A 25,460-nucleotide genomic window follows, 5' to 3' on the forward strand; every position below is an offset into this window, starting at 1 on the left:
AGCTTGATGTCGGGGTTGGCCTTTTCGAAGAAGGGCGTGAGCTTCTGCATCTCGATCATGTGGCCGTTGTTGACGGTCGCGATCACGAGTTCGGTGGCGGCGTGGGACACAAGGCCCGTGCCGATGAGTGCGAGGGCGAGGCCCGCTTTCAGAAAGCGCTTCATGGTGTCTCCTTGGGTGAGCGACGCCTCGGTATCGTGGTCGCCGTGCCCGGATTCTGGAGAAACGCGCTTGCGATTTTGGTATTTCGAGCAGCCCAACCAGTACTCTCTTGCACCAGTTGGCTAGTGAAATCCCTAGTTAACGCAATTCAGGATGGAAAAACGTCCGACTGAAGTTCTCGCCCGTCACGCGTGCCCACCCAGCAGCTGGCGCCGGAACTGCGCCGCCGCCGGCGACAGCGCCCGGTCCTCGCGGGTGATGAGGCAGATCGGCGGCACGCGCACCGGCAGCTCGACCGGCACGGTGCGCAGCACGCCCAGCCGGCCGTAGTGGTTGGCCTGCGAGGCCGGCATGACGGCGGCCATGTCGGAGTTCTCCAGCAGCGCCGTGATCGCGATGGGCGATGCCGTTTCGATGATGTCCAGCCGCGCCTGGATGCCCGCCTCGCGCATCGCCGCCTCGAAGCGCCCGCGCTGCGGCGAGCCCGGCGGCTGCAGCACCCATGACCAGCTCGCCATCTCGGCCAGCGTGACCGCGGCCGCGCGCTCGAACACCGGGTGCGCCGCGCGCACCACGACCACCTGCGACTCGCCCAGCAGCGGCACGCTCGCGTACTTGGCCTCGTCGTGGCCGTCGGTGAGGCGGCCCAGCACGAGGTCGACGTCGCCCTGCTCCAGCTGCGCCTGCATCAGGTCGCTGGTCTCGACCACCACCGACACGGCCACCTGCGGATGGCGCAGGTGGTAGGCGACCAGCGCCGGCGCCAGCAGCTCTGGCACCGCGCCCGGCACGCTGCCCACGCGCAGCGCGCCGCTCAGGCCGGAACGCAGCGCGAGCATTTCCTCGCGCGCGGTGCCGAAGTCGCTGAGCACGCGGTGGGCGTAGCGGATCAGGATCTCGCCGTAGGGCGTGGGCGCCATGCCGCGCGCCAGGCGCTCGAAGAGCTGTTCGCCCAGCGACTCCTCCAGCTGCTGCAGCAGCTTGGTGGCCGCGGGCTGGCTGATGTTCATGGCCTCGGCCGCGCGGCCGAGGTGGCGGTGCGCGTCGAGCCGGGCCAGCAGGAGCAGCTGGCGCGGCCTCACATGCAGCATCAGCGAAGCGTCGGTGAGGCCAGGTTTCATGCACAAAAGTATATGGAGCTTCGGCCTTTTTCGATTGGATCGCGCGACCGAAGCTCCGTAGGCTCGGGCCCACAACAAGCAGGAGACGACGCGATGACCCTCTTTCCCCTGGCCCGCGGTGCCGGCCTGGCGGCGCTGCTGGCGCTGGCCGCCTGCCTGAACGCGGGTGCACAGCCGGCCTACCCCGACAAGCCGCTGCGCATCCTGGTCGGCGCCTCGCCCGGCGGCGGCACCGACATCCTTGCGCGCGTGCTGGCCGACAAGTTCGCGCCCGTGCTCAAGCAACCCGTGACGGTGGAGAACCGCCCCGGTGCATCGAACACCATCGCCGGCGAACTCACGGCCCGCGCGCCGGCCGACGGCGCCACGCTGCTGCTGGCCACCAACACGGCGCAGGCCGTGGCGCCGCACATCCTCAAGCTCAAGTACGACCCGCTGAAAGACCTGCAACCCATCGGCCTCGTGGCCGTGATGCCCAACGTGCTGGTGGTGTCGGCCAATTCGCCCTACAGGTCGGTGAAAGACCTGCTCGCGGCCATGGCCGCGAAGCCCGGCGGCTTCAAGTACGCGTCGTCGGGCATCGGCAGCACGCAGCACGTGGGCGGCGAAGCCTTCAACCTGGCCACGGGCATGACCTCGATCCATGTGCCCTACAAGGGCAGCTCGCAGGCGCACATCGACATCATCTCGGGCGAGGTCGAGATGATGTTCGACAGCACCTCCTCGGCCATGGGCCAGATCCGCGCCGGCAAGTTCCGCGCACTGGCCGTGAGCGCACCGCAGCGCTCGCCCGAGCTGCCCGACGTGCCCACGCTGGCCGAGCAGGGCGTCAAGGGCGCCGACGTGTCCACCTGGTACGGCCTGTACGTGACGGCCGGCACGCCGCGCCCGGCGGTCGAGCGGCTGAGCGCCGAACTCACGCGCACGATGGGGCTGGCAGACGTGCAGTCGCGCATCAAGGCCCTGGGCGGCGAGCCCGGCACGCTGACCGGCGAACCTTTCGCGGCGATGAACCGGCAGGAGTTCGACCACTACGGCCGGCTCGTGCGCGACGCGCGCATCAAGGCCGAGTGAGGCCGTCCCTTCCCCCTTCTTCTTTCCTCAGACATCCGACCATGCCCACCCCCTCCTCCACCCCGCGCGTGACCTCCGCCAAACCCCGCATCGCCGTGCTGCTGGGCGATCCCAGCGGCGTCGGCCCCGAGATGGCCGTGAAGCTGCTCGCGCGCCAGCGCAACCTCGACGCCGCGCGCGTGCTGCTGATCGCCGACCCCGTCGTGCTGGCCGCGGGCGAGCGCGTGGCGGGCGCGAAGCTGGCCCCGCTGCAGGTGAACACCCTCGACAGCCTGCGCTTCGAGGACGGCCGTCTGAGTCTTCTCGTGCGCGACTGGATGGCGGGCGAGGAACCTGTGCTCGGCGAGTCGAACGAGCGCTCGGGGCGGGCCTCGTTCGAAGCGCTGGAGCTGGCCACGCAGGCCGTGCGAAACGGCCAGGCCGACGCGATCCTCTTCGCGCCGCTCAACAAGCACTCGCTGCGCCTGGGCGGCCTCGTGCACGAGGACGAACTGCGCTACATGCAGGAGCGCTTCGCGGTCACGGGCTTCGTCTGCGAGTTCAACCTCACCGGGTCGCTGTGGACCTCGCGCGTGACCTCGCACATTCCGCTGAAGGACGTGGCGCAGCACATCACGGTAGAGGGCGTGCGCGACGCCGTGAAGATCATCGCGTCGGCGCTACGCCGCGCCGGCGTGGCCCAGCCGCGCATCGCCGTGACCGGCCTCAACCCGCACGCGGGCGACGGCGGCTCGATCGGCATGGAAGAGATCGAGATCATCGCGCCCGCCATCGAACAGCTGCGCGCCGAAGGCCACGACGCGCGCGGCCCGTTCTCCCCCGACACCGTGTTCATCGGCGCGCGGCGCGGCGACGTCGATGCGGTGGTGTCGATGTACCACGACCAGGGCCAGATCGCGATGAAGCTCATGGGCTTCGAGCAGGGCGTGACCTTGCACGGCGGCCTGCCCGTGCCCGTGGCCACCTCGGCCAGCGGCAGCGCCTTCGACATCGCCGGCCAGGGCGTTGCGCAGATCGAAGGGCTGCAGCAGGCCTTCGATCTGTGCGTGCGGATGGCAAGCGGTGCGCCGGCGCCTGCGTCCGTCGAGGCGGCAGTGGCCTGAGCCGCCTGGCGCCCCAAAGAAAAAGGGCCGCGTGTGCGGCCCTTCGAAGGAAAAAAGCTCAGGCGCTCGGCGGTTCGCCGTAAGCGTTGCTCTCAGGCTGCGTCGGCTGAACGAAGAAGTAGATCAGCACCAGATTGATCAGCGGGATGATCGACAGCAGCAAGAACCAGCCGCTCTTGCCGATGTCGTGCAGGCGGCGCACGCCCACAGCGAGGGCGGGCAGAAGCAGGGCCAGCGCTGCAATGAAGTACACGTACTCATGGATCAGGCCCGTCACGACGAGCACGCCGAACTGGGCCAGAAAAAACCACCAGAACTCGGAACGCGACGCACGACCCGTGAAATCGGTGTACTTGGCGATGCACGTCTTGACCGCTGTTTGAAAGTCCATTGACTCGCTCCTCTTGATGAATCCCAGGGAAATTTCCCCGGGGCCATCATATCGGCGCACTGTGCAACGACAAACTCGGCCAAACCGGCCACCACCCTGCAAACCAATGGCCTAAAGGCCTAGTGGATAGAGCCTTTGGCCAAGGCTTGCAAGCCTTGCGGTGACGTGTGCCGTCAGGCGCTCAGCCGCTTTAGAAGGCCGGCCGTCGAGGCATCAAGCCCCGAGACATCGCCCGAAGCCAGGCGCGGCTCGATGTCGCGCGCCAGCACCTTGCCGAGCTCCACGCCCCACTGGTCGAAGCTGTTGATGCCCCACAGCGCGCCGCTGGTGAACACGCGGTGCTCGTACATCGCGAGGAAGGCGCCCAGCGCTTCGGGCGTGAGCTTCTCGAACACGAAGAAGGTGCTCGGCCGGTTGCCCGGGAAGTTCTTGTGGCCGCCTTCGTCGAGCTTGCCGACCATCAGCGCCTGCGCCTGCGCGAGCGCGTTGGCCAGCAGCTTGGGGTGGTGGCCGTCGAGGTCGTGCGAGGCGTCGCGCACCGCCATGAACTCGAGCGGGATCACGTCGGTGCCCTGGTGCAGCATCTGGAAGTAAGCGTGCTGCCCGTTGGTGCCGGGCTCGCCCCAGAGCACGGGCGAGGTGCCGAAGGCCAGCGGCGCGCCGCTCGCATCGACCTGCTTGCCGTTGCTCTCCATCTCGAGCTGCTGCAGGTAGGCCGGCACGCGCTTCAGCGCGCCGTGGTACGGCGCGATGCTGCGGCTCGTGAAGTGGTGGAAGTTGCGGTACCAGACATCGAGCAGGCCCAACCGCACGGGCAGGTTCTGCTCGAGCGGCGCGGTGCGGAAGTGCTCGTCCATCGCATGCGCGCCCGCCAGCAGCCGGCGAAAGCCGTCGGCGCCGATGGCCAGCGCGATCGGCAGGCCGATGGCCGACCACAGCGAGTAGCGGCCGCCCACCCAGTCCCAGAAGCCGAAGGTGGTGTCGATGCCGAACTGCTTCGCGGCCTCGACGTTGGTGGTGAGCGCAGCGAAATGGCCCGCGATGTCGGTGCCGCCCGACTGTTCGTACCAGCGCTTGGCCGAGAGCGCGTTGGTCATCGTCTCGGCCGTGGTGAAGGTCTTGGAGGCGACCAGGAACAGCGTGTGCTCGGGCGCCAGGCCCTTGAGCACGCCCGCCAGCTCGTGGCCGTCGACGTTCGAGACAAAGTGGAAGCGCTTGCCCGGCGCCACGAACTCCGCGAGCGCCAGCACGGCCATCTGCGGGCCGAGGTCGGAGCCGCCGATGCCGATGTTGACCACGTCGGTGATCGTGTGGTCGCTGCGCACCTTCTCGGCGTAGGCCAGCATGGCGTCGAGCGTGGCGTGCACTTCGCGCAGTTCGTGGGCTGTCTGGCGGCCGGTGGCCGCGTCGGCCGGCGCGCGCAGCAGCGTGTGCAGCACGGCGCGGTCTTCGGTGTTGTTGATGTGCGCACCCGCAAACATGGCGTCGCGGTGGGCCTCGAGGCCGCATTCGCGCGCCAGCGTGAACAGCAGCGCCTCGGTGCGCGCGTCGATGAGGTTCTTCGACAGGTCGGCGAAAACGTGCGGCGCCTCCTGGCTGAAGCGCGCGAAGCGCCCGGCGTCCTCCACGAAGGCATGGCGAAGGTCGAACTGGCGACCGGCCGTGTCGAAGCTGGACTGCAGTTGCGCCCAGGCCGGCGCGCGGTCACAGCGCAGGGTCATGGTCATGTTTACTTGCCGCTTTCCTGCATGAGCTTTTCGAGCTTCACGGCGTCGGCCGCGAAGGCGCGGATGCCTTCGGCGAGCTTCTCGGTGGCCATGGCGTCTTCGTTGAGCGCGAAGCGGAAGCCCGCCTCGTCGTAGCCCACCTTCTCTGCGTTGCCGCTCGCGGCAGCCTTGGCGTCGAGCGCGTGCGTGAGCGGCTCGTTGCTCGCGGCCAGCTCGGCCAGCAGCTCGGGGCTGATGGTCAGCAGGTCGCAGCCAGCGAGCGCCTGGATCTGCCCCACGTTGCGGAAGCTCGCGCCCATGACCTCGGTCTTGATGCCCTGCTGCTTGTAGTAGTTGAAGATTTCGCGCACCGACTTCACGCCCGGGTCGTTGGCGCCCGCGCTGGCGGCTTCGTCCCACTTCGCGCCGGCCGACTTCTTGTACCAGTCGTAGATGCGGCCCACGAAGGGCGAGATGAGCTGCACGCCGGCCGCGCCGCAGGCCACGGCCTGCGCGAACGAGAACAGCAGCGTGAGGTTGGTGCGGATGCCCTTCTGCTCGAGCAGGCGCGCGGCCTCGATGCCTTCCCAGGTGGAGGCGACCTTGATCAGCAGGCGCTTCTCGGTGTCGATGCCTTCGGCCTTGTACAGCGCCACGATGCGCTCGCCGCGGGCCACGGTGGCGGCGGTGTCGAACGACAGGCGTGCGTCGACTTCGGTGGACACGCGGCCCGGGATGATGGAGAGGATTTCGGTGCCGAAGCGCACCAGCAGGCGGTCGATGACCTCGTCGAGCGGCTTGCCGGCATGGGCCTTCACGGCTTCATCGAGCAGCGGCCGGTACTCGGCCTTCTGCACGGCCTTGAGGATCAGCGACGGGTTGGTGGTCGCGTCCTGCGGCTTGGAAATGCTGAGCTGCTTGAAGTCGCCGGTGTCGGCAACCACGGTGGTCCACTGGCGGAGTGCATCGAGTTGGTTCATGAAATCAATTATCCGGGGAGGGGTGTGACAAGTCCTGCACGCAGTTGCGCGGCGGTCGATGTTTTCATGCGAACCGTAGCACGGGTTTTCGCGAAGCTCCATCGGCCTGCAGCGCGAAGGGTTGTCGGCCGCCCTGCCCTACAGGGGCTGTGGTCCCCGGCTGACGGCAGCCGGCCGCGGCCGGGGGCACCCTGAACCTGAAGCGGCATCCACGCCGAGAACGACTTTCCCCAGGAGCCCTCATGACCCCTCGCCCCCCACGCCCCGCGACCGCCGCCGGCCGCGCCTTCGACGACCGCCGCACCAGCCACGCGATCGGCACCATGGCCACCGCCTTCGTCGTGGGCGGCGTGGCCACCTGGTACGCACTGGGCGCCGCACGCACGGCCCGTGCCCGGCCTGCCGGTCCGGCCGACGGCGCCCCGCTGATGCGTGCGCCGCTGCAGGTGGTGGCGCCGGTCGACCTGCACCGCTACGCCGGCGTCTGGCACGAACAGGCGCGGCTGCCCAACCGGTTCCAGAAACAGTGCGCCGGTCCGGTGAGCGCCGAATACACGCCGCAGCCCGACGGCACCTTGCAGGTGCGCAACCGCTGCGTGCGGGAGGACGGCAACTTCGACGAGGCGATCGGCAGCGCACGCGTGGTGCCCGTGGCCGGCCTGCCCGGCGCGGGGCGGCTGCAGGTGCGCTTCGCCCCCACCTGGATGGGCTGGCTGCCGCTGGTGTGGGGCGACTACTGGATATTGAAGCTCGATCGCGACTACCAGGTGGCGCTGGTCGGCACGCCCGACCGTGAGTACCTTTGGGTGCTGTCGCGCGCGCCGCGCCTGGAGGACGACGCGCTGCAGGCCGAGCTGGACTACGCCCGCAGCCTGGGGTTCGACACCGACAAGGTGGTGCTCACCGGCAGGTAGCGCTGCAGTTGCGCCGGCAGCTTGTCGGGCTCGGTGCAATGGATGGCGTGCCAGCCGAAGGCGCGGGCCATCTCGACGTTGGCGGCCGAGTCGTCGATGAACACGGTCTGCTCGGGGTCGAGGCCGTGGCGCATGGCCAGCAGCTCGTAGATCTCGCGCTCGGGCTTGAGGAACTTCACGTCGCCCGAGAACACGCCGCCGTCGAAACGCCGCATGAAGGCGTGCCGGCGCTCGAGGGCGCGGGCGAACGGCACGGGCATGTTCGACAGGTAGTACAGGCGCAGCGGCTCGCCGGCGTCGCGCTGCACGAGCAGCTCTTCGAGCATCGCGACCGTGACGTCGATCGGCGCCAGCCGCTCCCCGAGCCCGTCGAGCATGGCGTGCAGCGACTCGGCCGGCAGCGCCAGCCGCGCCGACATGCGGGCGATGGCATCGTCCAGCGTGCGGGTGCCGCAGTCGAAGCCGGTCCAGTCGTCGTGATGGAAAAGGGCCCGGCCCAGGGCCGCGGCGGCGGCTTCAGTGGGGGCGTGAGAGGGGAGATGGGCCTGGACCAGCCGTGCCGGCTCCCAGGCGAACAGCACGGCGCCAAGATCGAAAACCACGTTCATAGCGCCATTGTTTCATGCGCCGGGCACCACGCTCACGCCATGGGTTCCGAGCGACAGGGTGGTCTGCGTGCCGGCCGCCAGCGGGCGCGACAGGTCGGTCGAGACCACGAAGACCGGCCCCAGCGGCGTGTCGAAACCGTATTCGTAGAAGCTGCCCAGGTACGCCGACTTGCGCAGCGTGGCGGGCAGGCCGTCGAGCGCGCCGATGTCCCAGGCCTCGGGCCGCACCGCCACCTTCACCGTGCCGGGCGCCACCGCGTAGCGCGGCTGCAGCCGCAGCGGGCCGAGCGTGACGCTGCCGTCGGCCTGCGCCACGGCCGGGAACACCATCGCCTCGCCCATGAAGCCGGCGACGAACTCGCTCTCGGGTCGGCCGTACAGCTGCTCGGGCGTGCCGCGCTGGGCGATCACGCCGTGGTCCATGACGATGATCTGGTCGCTCACGGCCAGCGCCTCGCTCTGGTCGTGCGTCACGTAGGCCACGGTGAGCTTCAGGCGCTGCTGCAGCGAGCGGATTTCCTCGCGCATCTCGCGCCGCAGGCGGGCATCGAGATTGGACAGCGGCTCGTCGAACAGCAGCACCGCCGGCTCGAGCACCAGCGCGCGCGCCAGGGCCACGCGCTGCTGCTGGCCGCCCGACAGCTCGCTGGGCAGGCGCTCGTCGAAGCCGACCAGGCCCACGCCCCGGAGCGCCTCGCGCGCCCGCGCCGTGGCCTCGTCCTTCTTCACGCCGCTCATGCGCAGGCCGTAGCCCACGTTCTCGATCACGTTCATGTGCGGGAACAGCGCGTAGCTCTGGAACATCATGCTCACGTTGCGCTCGCCCGGGCCGAGCGTGGTGACGTCGCGCCCGCCCATGAAGATCGAGCCCGAGGTCGGCGATTCGAGCCCCGCGATCATGCGCAGCGTGGTCGTCTTGCCGCAGCCCGAGGGGCCGAGGATGGTGGTGAGCGTGCCCACGGGCACCTCGAAGCTGATGCCCTTGACGGCCATCGGGCCGTTTTTATCGGTGCCGTAGCGCTTCGTGACGTTGCGAAATTCGATACCGTTCATGCTGCCAGGCTTTCCATTTTGTGATGTCCCTCATGCGGGGGCACCGCCCCACGCCGACCCAGCTTGCGCTCCCCCACCACGAACTGCACCAGCGCAATGGCCAGCGACATCAGCACCATGAGCACCGTGCAGTAGGCCAGCGCAATGCCGTAGTCGCCGTTGCCGACGCGGCCGATGATGTAGGTGGTGGCCAGTTCGTTCTCGGCCGTGACCAGGAAGATCACGGCGCTCACCGTCGTCATGGCGCGCACGAAGCTGTAGACCAGCGCAGCCACCAGCGCCGGCTTGAGCAGCGGCAGCACCACCTTGAACAGCGTCTGCGACGTGGACGCGCGCAGCATCAGCGAGGCCTCGTCGAGCGAGCGGTCGAGTTGCTTGAAGGCCGCCGTGCCCGCCCGCACGCCCACCGGCAGATTGCGGAACATGAAGCACAGCACGATGATGAGCCCCGTGCCCGTGAGCTCGAACGGCGGTACGTTGAAGGCCAGGATGTAGCTCACGCCCAGCACCGTGCCCGGGATCGCAAAGGCCAGCAGCGCGCCGAACTCGAAGGCGCCCTGCCCCTTGAACTCGTTGCGCGCCAGCAGCCAGGCAATGAGCAGGCCCAGCGCCGCGGTGATCGGCGCCGAGATGCCGGCCAGTTTCAGCGTGGTGATCAGCGAGTTCCACGCCGTGCCGGCCCACACCAGCCCGAACTGGCCCCACTCCAGCGCGAAGGCGCTCTTGAAGTGGTTGAGCGTGAAGCTGTAGTCGCGGCCCCAGGTCTGCACGAAGCCGCCCGCGAAGGCGAACAGGTAGACCACGGCGGTGAAGGCGATCCACGGCAGCGCGATGCACTGGATGGTGCGGCGCACGCCGTCGGGCAGCGCCATCGCGATGCCGGCGTCGCCCTTGCCGCTCACGGTCGTGTAGTTCTGCTTGCCGAGCAGGCCGCGCTGCAGCGCGAACACGCCGAGCGCGAACAGCGTGAGCACCCAGGCCAGCGACGCGGCGCGGCCCTGGTCGTACTGCGCGCCGACGATGGCGAAGAAGATGTCGGTCGACAGCACCGAGAACTGCCCGCCCACCACCACCGGGTTGCCGAAGTCGGCAATGCTCTCGATGAAGCCGACCAGGAAGGCGTTGGCCAGCCCGGGCTTGAGCAGCGGCAGCGTCACGGTGAAGAAGGCGCGGCGCCGGTCGGCGCGCAGCATCTGCGCGGCTTCTTCCAGGCTGGGCGCGATGCCCTGCACCACGCCGCGCATGATCATGAAGGCGATGGGCGTGAAGGCGAACAGCTGCGCCACCAGCACGCCCGGCATGCCGTAGAACCAGCGCGTGGGCTCGATGCCGAAGACGTTCTCCAGCACCTGGTTGACGATGCCCGCACGGCCGAACAGCAAGATGAGGCCCAGGCCGACGACGAACGGCGGCGTGATGATCGGCAGCAGCGCCAGCACCCGCAATGCGCCCTGCCCGCGCCGGTTGCCGCGCTCGGCCATCAGCGCCATCAGCGTGCCCAGGAAGGTGGTGCCGGCGGCCGTGAGCAGCGCCAGCACCAGCGTGTTCCAGGCCACGCCGCAGCGCACGCCGCCCGCCAGGCAGCCCAGGCCCCAGATGCGCTCGGTGAACACGCGCGCCGCGAAGGCCGCGATCGACCATTGCCCGTCTTCGTTGAAGAAGGCGCCCGACAGCGCTCGGCTCACCGGGTAGGCGATGAACAGCGCCATCAGCACGCCGCAGCCGACCACCGAGGCAGAGACGAACAGGTCGCCCTTGAACAGGCCGAGCCGCGCCATGCCGAAGGCCGCCAGCAGCACCAGCGCCGTGAGCGCCACGAAGCCGCCCGCGCCGATGCCGAACTGGTTCACGGCCAGCTCGCCGAACTGGGTGTTGAGCGCCGCGACGCTCCAGCCGCGCGCGCCGATGGTGAAGCCCGCCACGGCCAGGCCGATGGCGCCGATCGCGCCGCCCGCCAGCAGCCAGCGCCCCTGCGCCTTGCCGGCGGGCAAGGCAGCGCCGACAGCGCACAGCAGCAACCCGGCCAGCCCGATGAAGAGCCAGCTGCGGCCCTGCGTGGCCGCCTGCATCAGGCCGTTGGCGCCTTCCGCCTGCCCGAAGACCTGCGGAACGGCTTCGTACCAGGTCGCATCCTGGATCGCATACCAGGGCAGCACGAGATAGGCCGCCAGGCCCAGCGCGACCCAGGCCCAGATCCATCGCCGCGCGCGCCGGGCGGCGGCCAGGGACGCCGGGTTGGCCGGCGCGCCTTCGTTGGAACGCGCCTGCACTTAGCGCGGCAGCGAGTTGACGTCTTTTTCCCAGCGCGCGATCAGGCGGCGACGCTCGGCGCTGGCGCCGTACTTGGCGTAGTCGTAGTTGATGAACTTGATCTTCTTGAAGTCGGGAATGCGCGGATCGAGCTTGGCACTCGCGTTGCTGGGCAGCTGGAACTGCTTGTTGGCGGCGCCCAGTTCCTGCGCGGCGGGTGTGAGCGCCCATTCGTAGAACTTCTTGGCGGCGTCGAGGTTGCGCGCGCCCTTGATGACGCTCATGGAGCCGATCTCGGCGCCCGTGCCGTCGGCGGGCGTGATGGTTTCGACGGGGAAGCCCTGCATCTTCTCGCCCGGGCCGTCGTGCACGAAGCTGATCGACACGGCCGTTTCGCCGCGCGCCACCGCCTTGATCGGGCCGGTGCCCGAGCGGGTGTACTGGCCCACGTTCTTGTGCAGCGCCTTGAGGTAGTCGAAGGCCTTGTCCTCGCCCATGAGCTGCACCAGCGTGGCGATCATGGTGTAGGCCGTGCCGCTGGAGGCCGGGTTGGCCACCTGGATGTCGCCCTTGTACTCGGGCTTGAGCAGGTCGGCCCAGGTCTTGGGCACGGGCAGCTTCTTCTTGGCGAGCAGCTCGGGGTTGTAGCCGAAGCCCAGCGGGCCCGAGTAGATGCCCACGGTCTTGTAGCCCGACTGCTTGGCCTGCTGCTGGGCCCAGGGATGCAGCTGCGTGAGCGTGGGCGACTTGTATTCGAGCGTGAGCCCCTGCTCGGCCGCCTGCAGGTGCGGGTCGCCCGTGCCGCCGAACCAGACGTCGGTCTTGGGGTTGTCCTTCTCGGCGATGAGCTGGGCCAGCGCCTCGCCCGAGCCCTTGAGCGCCATGTTGATGCGCACGCCCGTGGTGCGGGCGTAGACGGTGGAGATCACGTTGCACCACTCGGCCTGCACCGAGCAGATGACGTTGACGGTCTGCGCCGACGCGGCGGCCGACAGACCCAGCAGCGCGGCTGCCGTGAAAAGCTTCTTCATTGGTATTCCCCTGCCTCGGCAATAAAAAAAGGCCTCGCGGCCATGGGACAGCGTAGCTTTAGTACAGGTGTGCCGAATCGGTACAAGTACCATCGCGACTGGCACGTTGCCTGCTCGGCATTCAGACAAAGGAAAGTTTTCTCATGAGCTTCGATCTCGTTCTGTTCGGCGGTACTGGCGACCTTGCGTGGCGCAAGCTGATGCCCGCGCTGTTCCAGGCCTTCAGGCACGGCAGCCTGCCGCAGGACGGGCGCATCGTCGGCGTGGCGCGCGACGACCTGTCGGACGACCAGTACCGCGAGCTGATCCAGTCGCGCTTCAGCGCCGTCGAAGGCGCCAAGCGCCCCTCCCCCGAGGAGTTCAAGAAGTTCGCCTCCATGCTGCACTACCTGCGCATGGACCTGTCCAAGCCCGCCGACTACGCCAGCCTGGCCGACCTGCTCAAGCAGCGCGACGCCAAGACGGTCGTGATGTACGTGGCCACGGCGCCCGCGCTCTTCACGCAGGTGGTCGAGCAGATCGCCGCCGCCGGGCTCAACGGCCCGCGCACCCGCGTCGTGCTCGAGAAGCCGCTGGGCCACGACCTGGCCTCCAACCGCGCCATCAACGCCGCGGTGGGCAAGGTGCTCGAAGAAAAGCAGGTCTTCCGCATCGACCATTACCTCGGCAAGCCCTCGGTGCAGAACCTGTTCGCGATGCGCTTCGGCAATGCCCTGTTTGAGCCCATCTGGCGCCGCGAGCACATCGCCAACATCCAGATCACCATGGCCGAGGACCTGGGCGTGGAAAAGCGCGGCGCCTTCTACGACCAGACCGGCGCACTGCGCGACATGGTGCAGAACCACGCGCTGCAGCTGCTGTGCGCCGTGGCCATGGAGCCGCCCATCAACGCGCACGCCGACGCCATCCGCGACGAAAAGCTCAAGGTGCTGCGCGCCCTCAAGCCCTGGACGCCCGAGAGCCTGGGCCTGCACGCGGTGCGCGGCCAGTACACGGCCGGCACGGCCTACGGCGAGCGGGTGCAGGGCTACCGCGACGAGCCGGGCGTGAACCCCGACAGCCGCACCGAGACCTTCGTGGCGCTGCGCACCGAGATCGCCAACTGGCGCTGGGCCGGCGTGCCCTTCTACATCCGCACCGGCAAGCGGCTGGCCTCGCGCGACGCGCGCATCGAGGTCAACTTCCGCCCCACGCCGCACGCCATCTACCGCGCCCCCGCAGGCAACGTGAACAAGCTGGTGATCAACCTGCAGCCCAAGGACGGCCTGGAACTGCACATGCTCGCGCAGGCGCAGGACAACCGCCAGCGCGGCGGCAACGGCCACGCCAGCGCCGCCCAACTGGCGCCGGTGCAGCTCGACCTGGACTTCGACAAGCGCTTCGGCGCCGAGCGCGTGGGCGCCTACGAACGCCTGCTGCTGGACGTGATCGACGGGCGCCTCAACCTGTTCGTGCGCAGCGACGAGCAGGAAGAAGCCTGGCGCTGGGTCGAGCCGCTCATCGATTCGTGGGAATCCGATGGCGGCCCGCGCCCCTATGCGGCCGGCACCTGGGGCCCCAGCGCGTCGAGCGCCATGATCGCCCGCGACGGCTTCGCCTGGGGCGAGGAGCAGTAAGGCCGACGCCGAATGCGCCGCGCCTTCAGCCGAACTGGAGGCAGCGCATGCTGAGCGTGCCCGACTGGAAGCCTTCGTAGACCGTCTTCGCACGCTCGCCCGGCGCCGCAGCGCCCAGGGCATACAGGAAGGGGAAGTAGTGGTCCGGCGTGGCCACGGCGGTCGACGCCCCTTCGAGCTTCTGGTAGCCGATGAGCGCGCGGTCGTCCCGGCCGGCCAGCGCGGCCTTCACCGCCTCATCGAACGACTGCGCCCACGGGCGACTGGCCTTCGGGCCGTCGGGCGTGCCGCGGTCGGTGGCGCGCAGGTTGTGCACCACGTTGCCGCTGCCCATCACGAGCACGCCCTGGTCGCGCAAGGCCGCCAGGTCGCGCCCCACCGCATGGTGGAACGCCGCCGGCTTGTCGTAGTCGATGCTGAGCTGGAAGACCGGCACGTCGGCCTTCGGGTACAGGTGCTTCAGCACGGTCCAGGTGCCGTGGTCCAGCCCCCACTGCTCGGTGGCGATCACCGGCGCCTGCTTGACGGCGCCGATCGTTTCGCGCGCGAGTGCAGGGTGGCCCGGTGCGGGGTACTCGATGTCGAACAGCGCCTGCGGAAAGCCACCGAAGTCGTGGATCGTCTTGGGCCGCGTCTGCACCGTGACCCCGGTCGCGCCCTGGCTGAGCCAGTGCGCCGACACGCTGAGGATCGCCGTGGGGCGCGGCAGCTCGCGGCCCCAGGCGGCGAGGCGGCGCGTGAAGGCGTTGTCCGCCAGCGCATTCATCGGCGAGCCGTGGCCGATGAAGATGACGGGCATGCGGCGCGCCGGTGCTGCGCCAGCCGCGTGCGCGATCTCGGTCATCGACGCGAGCGCGGCGGTCGCGCCCAGCGCCGAGCCCATGAGAAAGCCGCGGCGGCCGAGCAGGCGGGTCATCGGGGTGGAGGTCATCGTGTCAGGGGGTGTGGATTCGGGGCCAACCCGGGACTGTGCAACAGAGTGACGGCAGGGAAAGTGCGTTTACGCACACCGCCCGGCGCAAGGTCCATGGTTCACGGCACGAATGCACGCAGGCGCTCGCCCAGCGGCGCCAGGAAATCACGCAGCAAGGGCTCGCGCATCAGCGCGTCGAGGTAGCCCGGCGCCAGTCGCCCGTTCTCTGCGTACACCGCCAGCACGCGCAGGCTCTCACCGCGCAGCACGGTGGTTGCGTGGACGTCGCCCTGCCGCTCGCAGGCGCTCGCCATGTCGCGCAGCAGCGCCGTGGCATCGTCGGCATCGGGCGCCCACTGCTGGCCGTAGAGCCGGGCCAGCCGCTGCGTCTCGGCGGACGGCACGTCGGGAAAGACCAGCGGCAGCAGGCGTTCCCGCACACGGGTCAGCGCCGTCACATCGGTTTCCGTGAGGCCCTCGGCATGGCGGCGCGTCAGGTGGCTCAGGTTCATGCCGAGGTTGGCGAGCCGCACACCGCCGCGCACCAGTTCCAGCAGCAGGCCGAGCCATGCGAACCGGCCAAGTGTGGCGTCGAAGCCGAGCCCGCGTTGCTGGATGCGCGGCAGCGACAGCATCAGGCCGCCCATCAGCAGCGGTTGTTCGTGCGGCAGATGCGCCAGCAACGCGGCCAGGATCTGGTCGTGCATCTCCGGCAGGCGCTGCATCGGCGGTTCCGCGTCGCCGTCGCGGGTGTACCAGGCGCCGACCGCGCCGATCTCCTGCGACGCGCGCAGGAACACGGACTGCACCTGCAGGCGCTCGGGCGCACAGCGCACGGTCGGCGCCCACAGCGCCAGCGCGTCGCCACGCGCCTGCATCAACCCCCATTGCGCGGCCGCCGCCCAGCCCATCGGGACGGGCGCCTGCAACAGCAGCAGCCCGGTCAGGCGCGGGTCGGCGGCCATGCGCGCGCGAACCACGTCGACGGTGGCGTCGGTGGAGCCGTCGTCCACCACGATGATCTGGTGCGGCTGCAGGGTTTGCTCAACGATCGATGTCAGGGCCTCCGCGACATCGGCCTCGTTGTCCCGCGTCACCATCAGGACGGACACCTGCGAGGCAGGCTCAGCCGTATTCCGTGCCCGCTGCCCCACCCATCGCTGCCGGGCCGCCGCAAGGTAGCGCTGCATCGCCCCCGCCAGCACCTCATGCTGCGGCGGCAAGGACCGCAACGCCCGCGGCCCGGCGATTTCCAGCGCACGCCGCCGCGGCGCATCGGCCACCAGTGCGCGCACGCGATCGACCAGCTCGTCCTTCGTGCACCCTTCGACCGCGTCGCGCAGCACCTGCGGAATCTCCGAATGCGGATACAGCTCCGACACCACGGCCTTGCGATGCCGCAGCAGGATCGACAGGCGCGGCAGCTCCACCGTGCTGGAGTGGCCGGCCTTGCGCATGTTCAGCCCGACCTTGGCGCGCGGCAGCAAGGCGTCGCGCTGCGCCGGCGTCCAGGCGGTGCCGAAGGGGTAGGCCACCCGCAGCCCCGCAGCCGTCAACGCCTCCAGCACCTGCAGCCGCCGGGGCGTCGTCTCGCCGAAGAAGATGACATCGATGTCCTGCTGCGCATCGTCCAGCACCGCGGACGCCGGCACCAGCGGCGTGGCCAGCGGCTCGAAGCCCGGGCCCACGTAGTCGGCGCGGTAGATGCCCAGCGCCGGGTGGTGCACCATGTTCTCGAGGCTGTACTCCCACACATGGGCGCGCTGCAGCAGCCGTTGGTAGCCGGGCATCTCCGCGAGCAACGCGGGCAGGGCCGGCTCGAAGTTGACGACGATCGCGTTCGGCGGCAGCTCGTCGTCCGAGGGCAGGCTCAGGCCCATCGCGAAGAAGAAGAGGTTGATGTCGTCGTTGTCGACACCCGGCCCCGGCGCGATGCTTGTGGTGTAGCCGAGGCGTTCGCAGGCGAGGCGAAAGCCCTCCATCACCTCCCGCACGTTCTCGTTGCCCAGCGAGCAGAAGCGCAGGTGCGGCCGGTACGGAAAGTCCGCCGGCCAGCCCTGCGGGCTGCCGCCTTCACTCACAAACGGCCTTCCTCCACCGCATGGCAGGCCACCTGCACACCCTTCAGGCTCAACAGCGACGGTCGCTCCGTCGAGCAGCGCGCATTCGCATGCGGGCAGCGCGGATGAAAGGCGCAACCGGTCGGCGGGTTCAGCGGGTTCGGCACTTCGCCCTGCACCGGCGTGCGTGCGCGGCCGGTGTGCTTCATTTGCGGGATCGCGTCGAGCAGCATGCGGGTGTACGGATGCTGCGGCTCGGCGAAGAGCTTCTGCTTGTCCGCCACCTCGACCAGCCGGCCCAGGTACATCACGCCGACCTGGTCGGCCACGTGGCGCACCACCGCGAGGTTGTGCGAGATGAAGAGGTAGGTCAGGCCCTGCTCGCGCTGCAGGTCCTTCATGATGTTGAGCACCTGCGCCTGCACGCTCACGTCGAGCGCCGAGGTGGGTTCGTCGCACACCAGGAACTCGGGCTGCGTGGCGAGCGCGCGCGCGATGGAGATGCGCTGGCGCTGGCCGCCCGAGAACTGGTGCGGGTACTTGCTCATGTCCAGCGGCGAGAGGCCGACCGACTGCAGCAGCTCGCCCACGCGCTGGCGCAGCGCGTCCTTGTCGCTCAGGATGCCGTGCTCGCGCAGCGGCTCGCCGATGATGTCCTCGACGATCCAGCGCGGGTTGAGGCTCGCGTAGGGGTCCTGGAAGATCATCTGGATGCGGCGGCGCAGCTGACGGCCTTCGGGCGTCTTGAACGCGGCGTGCGCGTCCTGCCCGTCGAACTGCAGGCCGCCGCGCGTGGGCGCATACAGGCCGACCAGCAGTCGCGCGACCGTGCTCTTGCCGCAGCCCGATTCACCGACCAGCGCGAGCGTCTTGCCGCGCTCGATGGAAAAGCTCACGCCGTCCACGGCGTGCAGCAGCACGCGCGGCTTGCGTTCGAGCACGCGGTTGAGCCAGGGCGGCGACACGTCGAAGGTGCGCGCGAGGTCGTGCGCGACCACGAGCGGCTCACCGGTCTTGGTCTTTGCCGCTGCGGCGTCCTTGCGGGGTTCGATCACGGCGCTCATCGGGTCACCTCCGCGAGGGGTTCGGCCGCCTCGGGCGTGGCGCGCTCGCCGGCCGCCAGGGCGTCGTGGTGCTGCGCGGCAATCTCGGCCTGGCCCGCGTGCGGGTCGGCGGCGTCGTGCAGCCAGCAGGAGGCGCGCGTGGCGCCCGCATGCATCAGTTCGGGCCGTTCGGTCAGACAGCGCGCGAAAGTGCGCGGGCAGCGCGGGTTGTAGGCGCAACCGGTGGGGATGGCATTGAGCCGCGGCATGGCGCCGTCGATCTGGTTGAGCCGTTCGCGGTCGCTCGTCATGTCGGGGATCGACGCCATCAGGCCCGAGGTGTAGGGGTGCGCGGGCTGGTGGATCACTTCGTGCACCGGGCCGATCTCGGCGATGCGGCCCGCATACATCACGGCCACGCGGTCGCAGGTTTCGGCGATCACGCCCATGTCGTGTGTGATGAGCATCACCGCCGCACCGCGTTCCTTGCAGACCTGCTTGAGCAGCTGGATGATCTGCGCCTGGATCGACACGTCGAGCGCGGTGGTCGGCTCGTCGGCCACGATGAGCTTGGGCTCGGCCGCGAGCGCCAGGGCAATCACCACGCGCTGGCGCATGCCGCCCGAGAACTGGTGCGGGAAGTGGTCGATGCGCTGTTCGGCGGCGGGAATGCCGGTGTCCTGCAGCAGGCCGATGGCACGCTTGCGCGCTTCCGACTCGGTCACGGGCAGGTGGGTGCGGATGGTCTCGATGAGCTGGCGGCCCACGGTGTACAGCGGGTTCAGCGAGGTCAGCGGATCCTGGAAGATCGCGCCGATCTTGCGACCGCGGATGGGGCGCATCGCATCGAAACCGAGGTTGTCGATGCGCTGGCCCTCGAGCAGGATCTCGCCGCCGGCCACGCGGCCTGGCGGCTCGAGCAAGCCGATGATGGCCGCGCCGGTGAGCGACTTGCCCGCGCCTGATTCGCCCACCACGCCGAGGATTTCTCCGGGCGCGATGTCGAAGGAAATGCGGTCGAGCGCGCGCAGCGTGCCGCGGCGGTTCGGAAATTCGACGACGAGGTCTTTGACCTGGAGCAGCGTCATGAGGCGTTCTCCTTTTCTGTTCAGCGCAAGCGCGGATTGAGCGCGTCGCGCAGCCAGTCGCCGAGCAGGTTCACGCTGAGTGCGATCAGCACCAGCATCAGGCCCGGGAACACCGTGATCCACCATTCACCCGAGAACAGGTACTGGTTGCCGATGCTGATGAGCGTGCCCAGCGAAGGCGAGGTCGGCGGCACGCCGACGCCCAGGAACGAGAGCGTGGCCTCGGTGATGATCGCGGTCGCGACCTGGATGGTGGCCAGCACCATCACCGGCCCCATCACGTTGGGCAGCACGTGGCGCAGCATGATGCGCAGCGGCGCCACGCCGGTGACGCGCGCGGCCTGCACGTACTCCTTGTTGCGCTCCACCAGCGTGGAGCCGCGCACGGTGCGCGCGTACTGCACCCAGCCCGTGAGCGAGATCGAAATGATCAGCACGCCGAAGGCCAGCGATTCGTGCGCGCCCGGAAAGAGCGCGCGGCCGACGCCGGCGATGAGCAGCGCGACGAGGATGGGCGGGAACGACAGCATCACGTCGCACACGCGCATGAGGAAGGAGTCGAGCCAGCCGCCGAAGAAGCCGGCCAGCAGGCCGAGCACCACGCCGACCACGACCGACAGCACCACCGACACCACGCCGACGATCAGCGAGATGCGCGCGCCGTAGATCACGGCCGAAAGAATGTCGCGGCCCTGGTCGTCGGTGCCGAGGATGTATTTGGTGGAGCCTTCGGCGCTCCACGCCGGTGGCAGGCGGGCGTCACCAAGTTCGAGGGTGGCGAGGTCGAAGGGGTTGTGCGGCGACACCCATCCGGCGAACACCGAACAGAAGACGCACACCAGCGCAATGACGGCGGCGGCGATCGCCACCGGCGAGGTGCGGAAGCTGTAGCCGACATCGCTGTCGAGCCAGCGAGCAAGGGTTTTTTTCATCGCCGGGCCGCGTGGGGGTTATTTTTCATCGTGAGGCAAAAAAGAATGGGCCCGCAAGAAGCGGGCCCATGGTCGGGCCGCTCAGGCAGCGGCCCACGGTCGACTTACTTGATGCTCATCCACTTGAAGTACATGAAGTTGTCGGCCAGTTGCACCAGCTCGACCTTCTTGCTCACGCCCCAGGCCAGCGACTGCTGATGCAGCGGCAGGTGGCCGATGTCGTCGGTGTGGACCTTGAAGGCTTCCTTGATCATCTCGTTGCGCTTGGCCTTGTCCGACTCGGACTGGATCTTCTTGGTCAGCTCATCCAGCTTCGGATTGCAGTAGGCGCCCAGGTTGAACTGGCCCGTGCCCTTGTCGTCGGGGCACGAGGTGAGCGAGCTCAGCGCGTTGTGCGAGTCGTAGGTGGTCGGAGTCCAGCCCAGCATGTAGAAGCTGGTGTCGCGACGCAGGATCTTCGGGAAGTAGGTGCCCTTGGTCTCGGCCACGAGGTTGATCTTGACGCCGATCTTCGCGAGGTTGGCGGCCACGCTCTGGCAGATCTGGCCGTCGTTGACGTAGCGGTCGTTCGGGCAGTTCATCGAGACTTCGAAGCCGTTGGGGTAGCCGGCTTCGGTCAGCAGCTTCTTGGCGGCATCGACGTCGAAGGGCAAGCGCTTGTCCTGGTCGGCGGTCCAGCCGTTGATGCCCGGGCCGACGAGCAGCGCGGTGGGCTTGGAGGCGCCGCGCATCACGGTGCGCTGGATGCCGGCGATGTCGATGGCCTGGTAGAAGGCCTGTCGCACGCGCTTGTCCTTGAAGGGGTTCTTGCCCTTCACGTTCGAGTACTGCAGCTCGTCGCGCTTCTGGTCCATGCCCAGGAAGATGGTGCGCATCTCGGGGCCGGTGATGACGCGGGCGTTGGGCGCGGCGTTGATGCGCGCGATGTCCTGCACGGGCACGGGCTCCATCACGTCGACTTCGCCGGAGACCAGCGCGGCCACGCGGGTCGCGGGGTTGGCGATGGGCGTGAACACGATCTCCTGCGCGTTGCCGTCGATCTTGCCCCAGTAGGTGCCATTGCGCGTGAACACCGTGCGCACGTTGGGCTGGCGTTCGCGCACGCGGAACGGGCCGGTGCCGTTGGCCTTGAACGAGGCGGTGTTCTCGATGCCCTTGCGGCGGTCGACGGGCTTGGTGGCCTGGTTTTCCTCGCACCACTTCTTGCTCATGATCATCGTGAGCGAGATCACGTCGGGCAGGATCGGGAACGGGCCGTTGGTTTCGATTTCGACGGCGAGGTCGCCGACCTTGCGCACGGCCTTGATCTCGCTGAGCGTGGCCTTCATGTCGGAGCCGTCGCCCTGCGCACGTGCAAAGCTGAACACGACGTCGTCGGCGCTGAACGGCGTGCCGTCATGGAACACCACGCCCTTGCGCAGTTCGAAGCGCCACACGTTCGGCGAGGTCTGCTTCCAGCTCGTGGCCAGCAGCGGCGCCAGGCTCAGGTCCTTGTTGCGGCCCACGAGAGTTTCATAGACGTTGGCGGTGACGCTCAGTTGCAGCGACTCGTTGAGCGAGTGCGGGTCGAGCGACAGGGCGTCGCCCTGGTTCGCGATGCGGATGGTCTGCGCACTGGCGACCATGCTGACGGCGCCCAGGGCGCACAGGACAGCGACCGCAGCCGCTTGCTTCTTGAAACTCATGGGAACACTCCTCGGGTTGAAATCGAACACATCACGGCGCCGCGGTGGCGGCGGCTTTCCCTGGCTGCAGGCTGCGGGTAGCAGCCAGCGGCATGCCCTGCTCGATCAGGCCCGCATGCAATGCGGCGCCCAGCGGCAGGATCTCGTCGTTGAAGTCGTAGCGGCTGTTGTGCAGGAAGGCGCCGCTGCGGGCGTCCTGGCCGATGCGCAGATAGGCACCGGCCTTCTTCTGCAGCATGAAGGAAAAATCTTCGGCGCCCATGCTGGGCTCCAGGTTGCGGTCGACGTTCTTCGCGCCGACCAGCGCCTGCGCCACGTCGGCCGCGAACATCGCTTCGGGCGCGGTGTTGATCGTGGCCGGGTAGATGCGTTCGTACTTGATCGTCGCGGTCGCGCCAAAGCCGGTGGCAATGGCCGTGCACAGCTCGCTCAGTCGCTGCTCGACCTGCGCCTGCACGCGCGCGCTGAAGGTGCGCACGGTGCCGACCAGCGTGGCCTCGCCCGGGATCACGCTCATCGCGCCGAGGTCGCCGGCCTGCACGGCGCAGATGCTGACGACGGCCGCGTCGATGGGACGCACGCTGCGCGACACGATGGTCTGCGCCGCGGTGATGATGTGCGCGGCTACCACGACGGGGTCGATGGTCTGGTAAGCATGCGCGCCGTGGCCGCCCTTGCCCTTGATCTCGATCGTCACGCGGTCGGCCGCGGCCATCATCGCGCCGCGGTTGATGCCGACGGTGCCGGCCGGCATCGCGGGCCAGTTGTGCATGGCGTAGACGGCGTTCACCGGGAAGCGGTCGAACAGGCCGTCTTCGATCATCACGCGCGCACCGGCCAAGCCTTCTTCACCGGGCTGGAAGATCAGCACGGCGGTGCCGTCGAAGTCGCGCGTCTCGGCCAGGTAGCGCGCGGCGCCGACGAGCATGGCGGTGTGGCCGTCGTGGCCGCAGCCGTGCATCAGGCCGTCGTTGGCGGAGCGCCAGCCGAAGTCGTTGTCCTCGCGCATGGGCAGCGCGTCCATGTCGGCACGCAGGCCGATCATGCGACCGCTGGCGGTCGACTTGCCGCGGATGACGCCGACCACGCCGGTCTTGCCGATGCCCTCGTGGATCTCGTCCACGCCGCACGCGCGCAGCGCCTCGCGCACGCGGCCCGCCGTGTAGACCTCTTCGAAGCCGAGCTCGGGGTGCGCATGCAGATCGCGGCGAAAGGCCGTGATCTCGGGGTAGAAGCTGGCGATGTGCGCGAAGGCCCGGCCGGAGGCCTGCAGGCGCGGCGTTGCGGCAGCGGTTGCGACACTCACCTCAATGGCCTCCCGCCTTGCCCACGCGCAGCCGCGGATCGACCACGAAGTACAGCAGGTCGACCACGAGGTTGATCACCACGAAGATCAGCGCGATCAGGCACAGGTAGGCGGCCATCACGGGAATGTCCGCGAAGGTCACGGCCTGGATGAAGAGCAGCCCCATGCCGGGCCACTGGAACACCGACTCCGTGATGATCGCGAAGGCGATCAGGCCGCCGAGCTGCAGGCCGGTGATGGTCATGACCGGCACCAGCGTGTTCTTGAGCGCATGGCCGAAGTGGATCGCGCGGTTCGACAGGCCCCGTGCGCGCGCGAACTTGATGTAGTCGGTGCGCAGCACCTCGAGCATCTCGGCGCGCACCAGCCGCATGATCAGCGTGAGCTGGAAGATCGCCAGCGTCACCGCCGGCAGGATGATGTGGTGCCAGCCGTCGGCCTTGAAGAGCCCGCTGGTCCACCAGCCGAACTGCACCGTGTCACCGCGCCCGAAGCTCGGGAACCAGCCCAGCGTCACGGCGAAGACCAGGATCAGCAGGATGCCGATGAGGAAGGTGGGCAGCGACACGCCGAGCAGCGACACGGTCATGAACACCTGGCTCATGAAGGTGCCACGGCGCAGGGCGGTGTACACGCCCATCGGAATGCCGACGAACAGGGCCAGGGCCGCGGCCACGAGTGCGAGTTCGAGCGTGGCCGGGAAGCGCTCGCCGATCAGGCGCGACACCTTGGCGCCCTGGCGCAGGCTCAGTCCGAATTCGCCTTGCGCGGCGTTGACGAGGAAGTGCCAGAACTGCACGAAGAAGGGTCGGTCGAGCCCCAATGCGGCGCGCATTTCACGGATCTGGTCGGGCTTGGCATCCTGCCCCAGCAGGAACACGACCGGGTCGCCGACATATTGAAAGAGGAGGAAGGCAATGAACGCAACCGCGATCATCACGATCACGGCCTGGATCAGGCGGCGCAGTACAAAGGCAGTCATTCAGCAACAAGAGTGATCGCGGCATGCTAGCAGTGCAAGCAGCGTGCCCGCACGGGGGTTCCCCGGGGGTGGAGGCGCAATTTTTACGAGTGAGAACAGGCGCGCGCCAAAAGAAAAAGCCACCCGGCTTGCGCCGGGTGGCTTTCAGTCTTTCGATTCGAAGCTGGCTTGCGCCAGCATCAAATTAGAAAGCGTGACGGATACCGAAGTCGTAGCCGGTCGAGGTCTTCGGGGTGAAGCCACCCGTGGTCACGAAAGCCGGGCCGCCGACGGTCAGAGCTGCACCGTTCTTGTTGCTCACGCGAGCAACGGTAGCGTACAGAGCCGTGCGCTTCGACAGGTTGTGCACGTAGCCGATAGCCAGCTTGTTGGCCTTCGGGTCAGCAACTGCGGGCTGGAACAGCACTGCGGGCTGGTTGTAGTCGTACTTGACGCTCGAGTACGAAGCGCGGATCAGGCCAGCACCGACCGGCACGGTCACGCCCAGCAGGTAACCGGTCAGGTCGATGTCAGGACGGCCACCGGCGAACGGGGTGACTTCGTAGTCAACCTTGTTCTTGGCGCGCGACAGTTCACCGAACAGCTTCACGGGACCGAAGTCGTACGAAGCGCCCAGGTTCAGCGTGTTGACCTTGGTGGTCGTGCCGACGTAGAACTGGTCACCAACGGTGCTGCTGCCGTAAGCCAGAGCAACGTCCAGGGGGCCGTTGGCGTAGCCGAAGCGGCCGCCGACGTAACGACCTTGACGCTGGCTGTTAGCCACATCAGGCGTTGCCAGGCCAGGGCTGTACTTGGTCTTCTCAGCGAAGCCGTACTGCACTTGACCGTAGAAACCACCCAGGTTCGGCGGCAGGAAGTAGCCGATGGTGTTGCTGGCGCGGACGTAGTTGCTGGAGCCAACGTTGGTGAACGGAGCGGTCGAAGCAGCGGGGGTACCGAATGCGCCGAACGAGCCATTGGCCGTCGAGATCAGGTTGGTGCCAACGCCGTTGGTGCCGAACGGATCGAACACGGTGTCGTTCCAGAACGTCGGGGTGTAGTCACGGCCCAGACGGATTTCACCGAAACCGCCCGACAGGCTCACGGTCGAACGACGTGCGAACGTGGCGATGCCTTCTTGGCCGTTGTCGTTGCTGATCGGAGCTTCGAGCCAGAAGCTGGCTGCCAGGCCACCACCGAGGTCTTCCGTGCCACGGAAGCCCAGACGGCTGGAGTTGTAGCCCGAGTTAGCCAGTTCGCGACGGCTTGCCTTGACGCTGCCCTTGTTCAGGTAGAACGGGTTCAGGAAGGTGGCACCGTTCAGGTCACGCGAGGTGGACGAGTAGCCGCTGATCGACGCGTCGACCACACCAAACAGCGTGACGGACGACTGAGCCGAGGCAACACCGGCAACAGCCAGGGCAGCCAGAGCAACTAGAGATTTTTTCATTGCAAGTTTCTCC

21 protein-coding genes and 1 pseudogene are annotated in these 25,460 nt (G+C 68.3%); 4 read left to right on the top strand and 18 right to left on the bottom strand.

The window, feature by feature from the left end; all coding sequences use genetic code 11:
• Window positions 1-164, bottom strand: a pseudogene (locus tag AC07O4_RS22590) (sugar ABC transporter substrate-binding protein); the annotation flags it as partial.
• 183 nt (window positions 165-347) lie between these two features.
• Window positions 348-1,283: a LysR family transcriptional regulator gene (locus AC07O4_RS22595; RefSeq protein ID WP_495305730.1), complete on the bottom strand. Its 936-nt coding sequence runs from the start codon at window positions 1,281-1,283 to the stop codon at window positions 348-350.
• Between the two features lie 93 nt (window positions 1,284-1,376).
• Between AC07O4_RS22595 and AC07O4_RS22600 the strand changes: the two genes are divergently transcribed.
• Both AC07O4_RS22600 and AC07O4_RS22605 read left to right on the top strand, forming a co-directional pair.
• Entirely contained in the window at window positions 1,377-2,357 is a 981-nt protein-coding gene (locus AC07O4_RS22600) for a Bug family tripartite tricarboxylate transporter substrate binding protein (RefSeq protein ID WP_495305731.1), read from the top strand.
• A gap of 41 nt (window positions 2,358-2,398) precedes the next feature.
• Entirely contained in the window at window positions 2,399-3,460 is a 1,062-nt protein-coding gene (locus AC07O4_RS22605; protein WP_495305732.1) for a 4-hydroxythreonine-4-phosphate dehydrogenase PdxA, read from the top strand.
• Between the two features lie 58 nt (window positions 3,461-3,518).
• Here AC07O4_RS22605 and AC07O4_RS22610 read toward each other — a convergent pair whose 3' ends face one another.
• The 3 genes from AC07O4_RS22610 to tal form a co-directional block, all read right to left on the bottom strand.
• Window positions 3,519-3,851, bottom strand: coding sequence for a DUF805 domain-containing protein (locus AC07O4_RS22610; RefSeq protein ID WP_354345485.1), 333 nt, complete (start codon window positions 3,849-3,851; stop codon window positions 3,519-3,521).
• 173 nt (window positions 3,852-4,024) lie between these two features.
• Window positions 4,025-5,578, bottom strand: a complete 1,554-nt coding sequence (gene pgi, locus AC07O4_RS22615) for a glucose-6-phosphate isomerase (RefSeq protein ID WP_495305733.1) — start codon at window positions 5,576-5,578, stop codon at window positions 4,025-4,027.
• 2 nt (window positions 5,579-5,580) lie between these two features.
• Entirely contained in the window at window positions 5,581-6,537 is a 957-nt protein-coding gene (gene tal / locus AC07O4_RS22620) for a transaldolase (protein ID WP_495262652.1), read from the bottom strand.
• A 242-nt stretch (window positions 6,538-6,779) separates the two neighbouring features.
• Here tal and AC07O4_RS22625 point away from each other — a divergent pair, with 242 nt between their 5' ends.
• A complete protein-coding gene (locus AC07O4_RS22625) occupies window positions 6,780-7,451 on the top strand; it encodes a lipocalin family protein (RefSeq protein ID WP_495305734.1) in 672 nt (223 codons plus the stop codon).
• Here the strand turns inward: AC07O4_RS22625 and AC07O4_RS22630 are convergent.
• Genes AC07O4_RS22630 through AC07O4_RS22645 form a run of 4 tightly spaced genes read right to left on the bottom strand, consistent with a single transcriptional unit; the run spans window position 7,397 to window position 12,393 of the window.
• The gene (locus AC07O4_RS22630; protein ID WP_492742374.1) at window positions 7,397-8,059 is read right to left on the bottom strand and encodes an HAD family hydrolase; all 663 of its coding nucleotides are present in this window, start codon (window positions 8,057-8,059) and stop codon (window positions 7,397-7,399) included. The two genes, AC07O4_RS22625 and AC07O4_RS22630, sit on opposite strands and share 55 nt — an antisense overlap.
• 12 nt (window positions 8,060-8,071) lie before the next feature.
• Entirely contained in the window at window positions 8,072-9,112 is a 1,041-nt protein-coding gene (locus tag AC07O4_RS22635) for an ABC transporter ATP-binding protein (RefSeq protein ID WP_095743724.1), read from the bottom strand.
• Window positions 9,109-11,382 (bottom strand): ABC transporter permease, encoded by a 2,274-nt coding sequence (locus tag AC07O4_RS22640; RefSeq protein ID WP_495305735.1) that lies wholly within the window; start codon window positions 11,380-11,382, stop codon window positions 9,109-9,111. Before AC07O4_RS22640 ends, AC07O4_RS22635 begins: the two co-directional genes overlap by 4 nt.
• Entirely contained in the window at window positions 11,383-12,393 is a 1,011-nt protein-coding gene (locus AC07O4_RS22645; protein ID WP_492742373.1) for an ABC transporter substrate-binding protein, read from the bottom strand.
• Between the two features lie 143 nt (window positions 12,394-12,536).
• Here AC07O4_RS22645 and zwf point away from each other — a divergent pair, with 143 nt between their 5' ends.
• Window positions 12,537-14,009 (top strand): glucose-6-phosphate dehydrogenase, encoded by a 1,473-nt coding sequence (gene zwf, locus AC07O4_RS22650; RefSeq protein WP_062472648.1) that lies wholly within the window; start codon window positions 12,537-12,539, stop codon window positions 14,007-14,009.
• Window positions 14,010-14,034: 25 nt separating this feature from the next.
• On the opposite strand, the gene ygiD is transcribed toward zwf, so the two are convergent.
• The 9 genes from ygiD to AC07O4_RS22695 form a co-directional block, all read right to left on the bottom strand.
• Window positions 14,035-14,940: a 4,5-DOPA-extradiol-dioxygenase gene (gene ygiD, locus AC07O4_RS22655; RefSeq protein ID WP_495305736.1), complete on the bottom strand. Its 906-nt coding sequence runs from the start codon at window positions 14,938-14,940 to the stop codon at window positions 14,035-14,037.
• Window positions 14,941-15,041: 101 nt separating this feature from the next.
• On the bottom strand, window positions 15,042-17,003 hold the full coding sequence (locus AC07O4_RS22660; protein WP_495305737.1) for a glycosyltransferase family 2 protein: 1,962 nt from the start codon (window positions 17,001-17,003) through the stop codon (window positions 15,042-15,044).
• Entirely contained in the window at window positions 17,000-18,046 is a 1,047-nt protein-coding gene (locus AC07O4_RS22665; protein WP_139700945.1) for an ABC transporter ATP-binding protein, read from the bottom strand. Before AC07O4_RS22665 ends, AC07O4_RS22660 begins: the two co-directional genes overlap by 4 nt.
• On the bottom strand, window positions 18,043-19,113 hold the full coding sequence (locus tag AC07O4_RS22670; protein ID WP_062472640.1) for an ABC transporter ATP-binding protein: 1,071 nt from the start codon (window positions 19,111-19,113) through the stop codon (window positions 18,043-18,045). The genes AC07O4_RS22665 and AC07O4_RS22670 overlap by 4 nt, the downstream gene beginning before the upstream one ends.
• Before the next feature lie 20 nt (window positions 19,114-19,133).
• Entirely contained in the window at window positions 19,134-20,045 is a 912-nt protein-coding gene (locus tag AC07O4_RS22675; protein WP_095948286.1) for an ABC transporter permease, read from the bottom strand.
• 104 nt (window positions 20,046-20,149) lie between these two features.
• On the bottom strand, window positions 20,150-21,730 hold the full coding sequence (locus AC07O4_RS22680; RefSeq protein WP_070060000.1) for an ABC transporter substrate-binding protein: 1,581 nt from the start codon (window positions 21,728-21,730) through the stop codon (window positions 20,150-20,152).
• A 31-nt stretch (window positions 21,731-21,761) separates the two neighbouring features.
• Entirely contained in the window at window positions 21,762-23,036 is a 1,275-nt protein-coding gene (locus AC07O4_RS22685; protein ID WP_070060001.1) for a M20 aminoacylase family protein, read from the bottom strand.
• Window position 23,037: 1 nt separating this feature from the next.
• Window positions 23,038-24,018 (bottom strand): ABC transporter permease, encoded by a 981-nt coding sequence (locus AC07O4_RS22690; RefSeq protein ID WP_056573001.1) that lies wholly within the window; start codon window positions 24,016-24,018, stop codon window positions 23,038-23,040.
• Window positions 24,019-24,202: 184 nt separating this feature from the next.
• Entirely contained in the window at window positions 24,203-25,447 is a 1,245-nt protein-coding gene (locus AC07O4_RS22695; protein WP_159278462.1) for a porin, read from the bottom strand.
• Window positions 25,448-25,460 lie beyond the last annotated feature (13 nt).

Source organism: Variovorax sp. GW821-FHT09D04 (assembly GCF_059416405.1).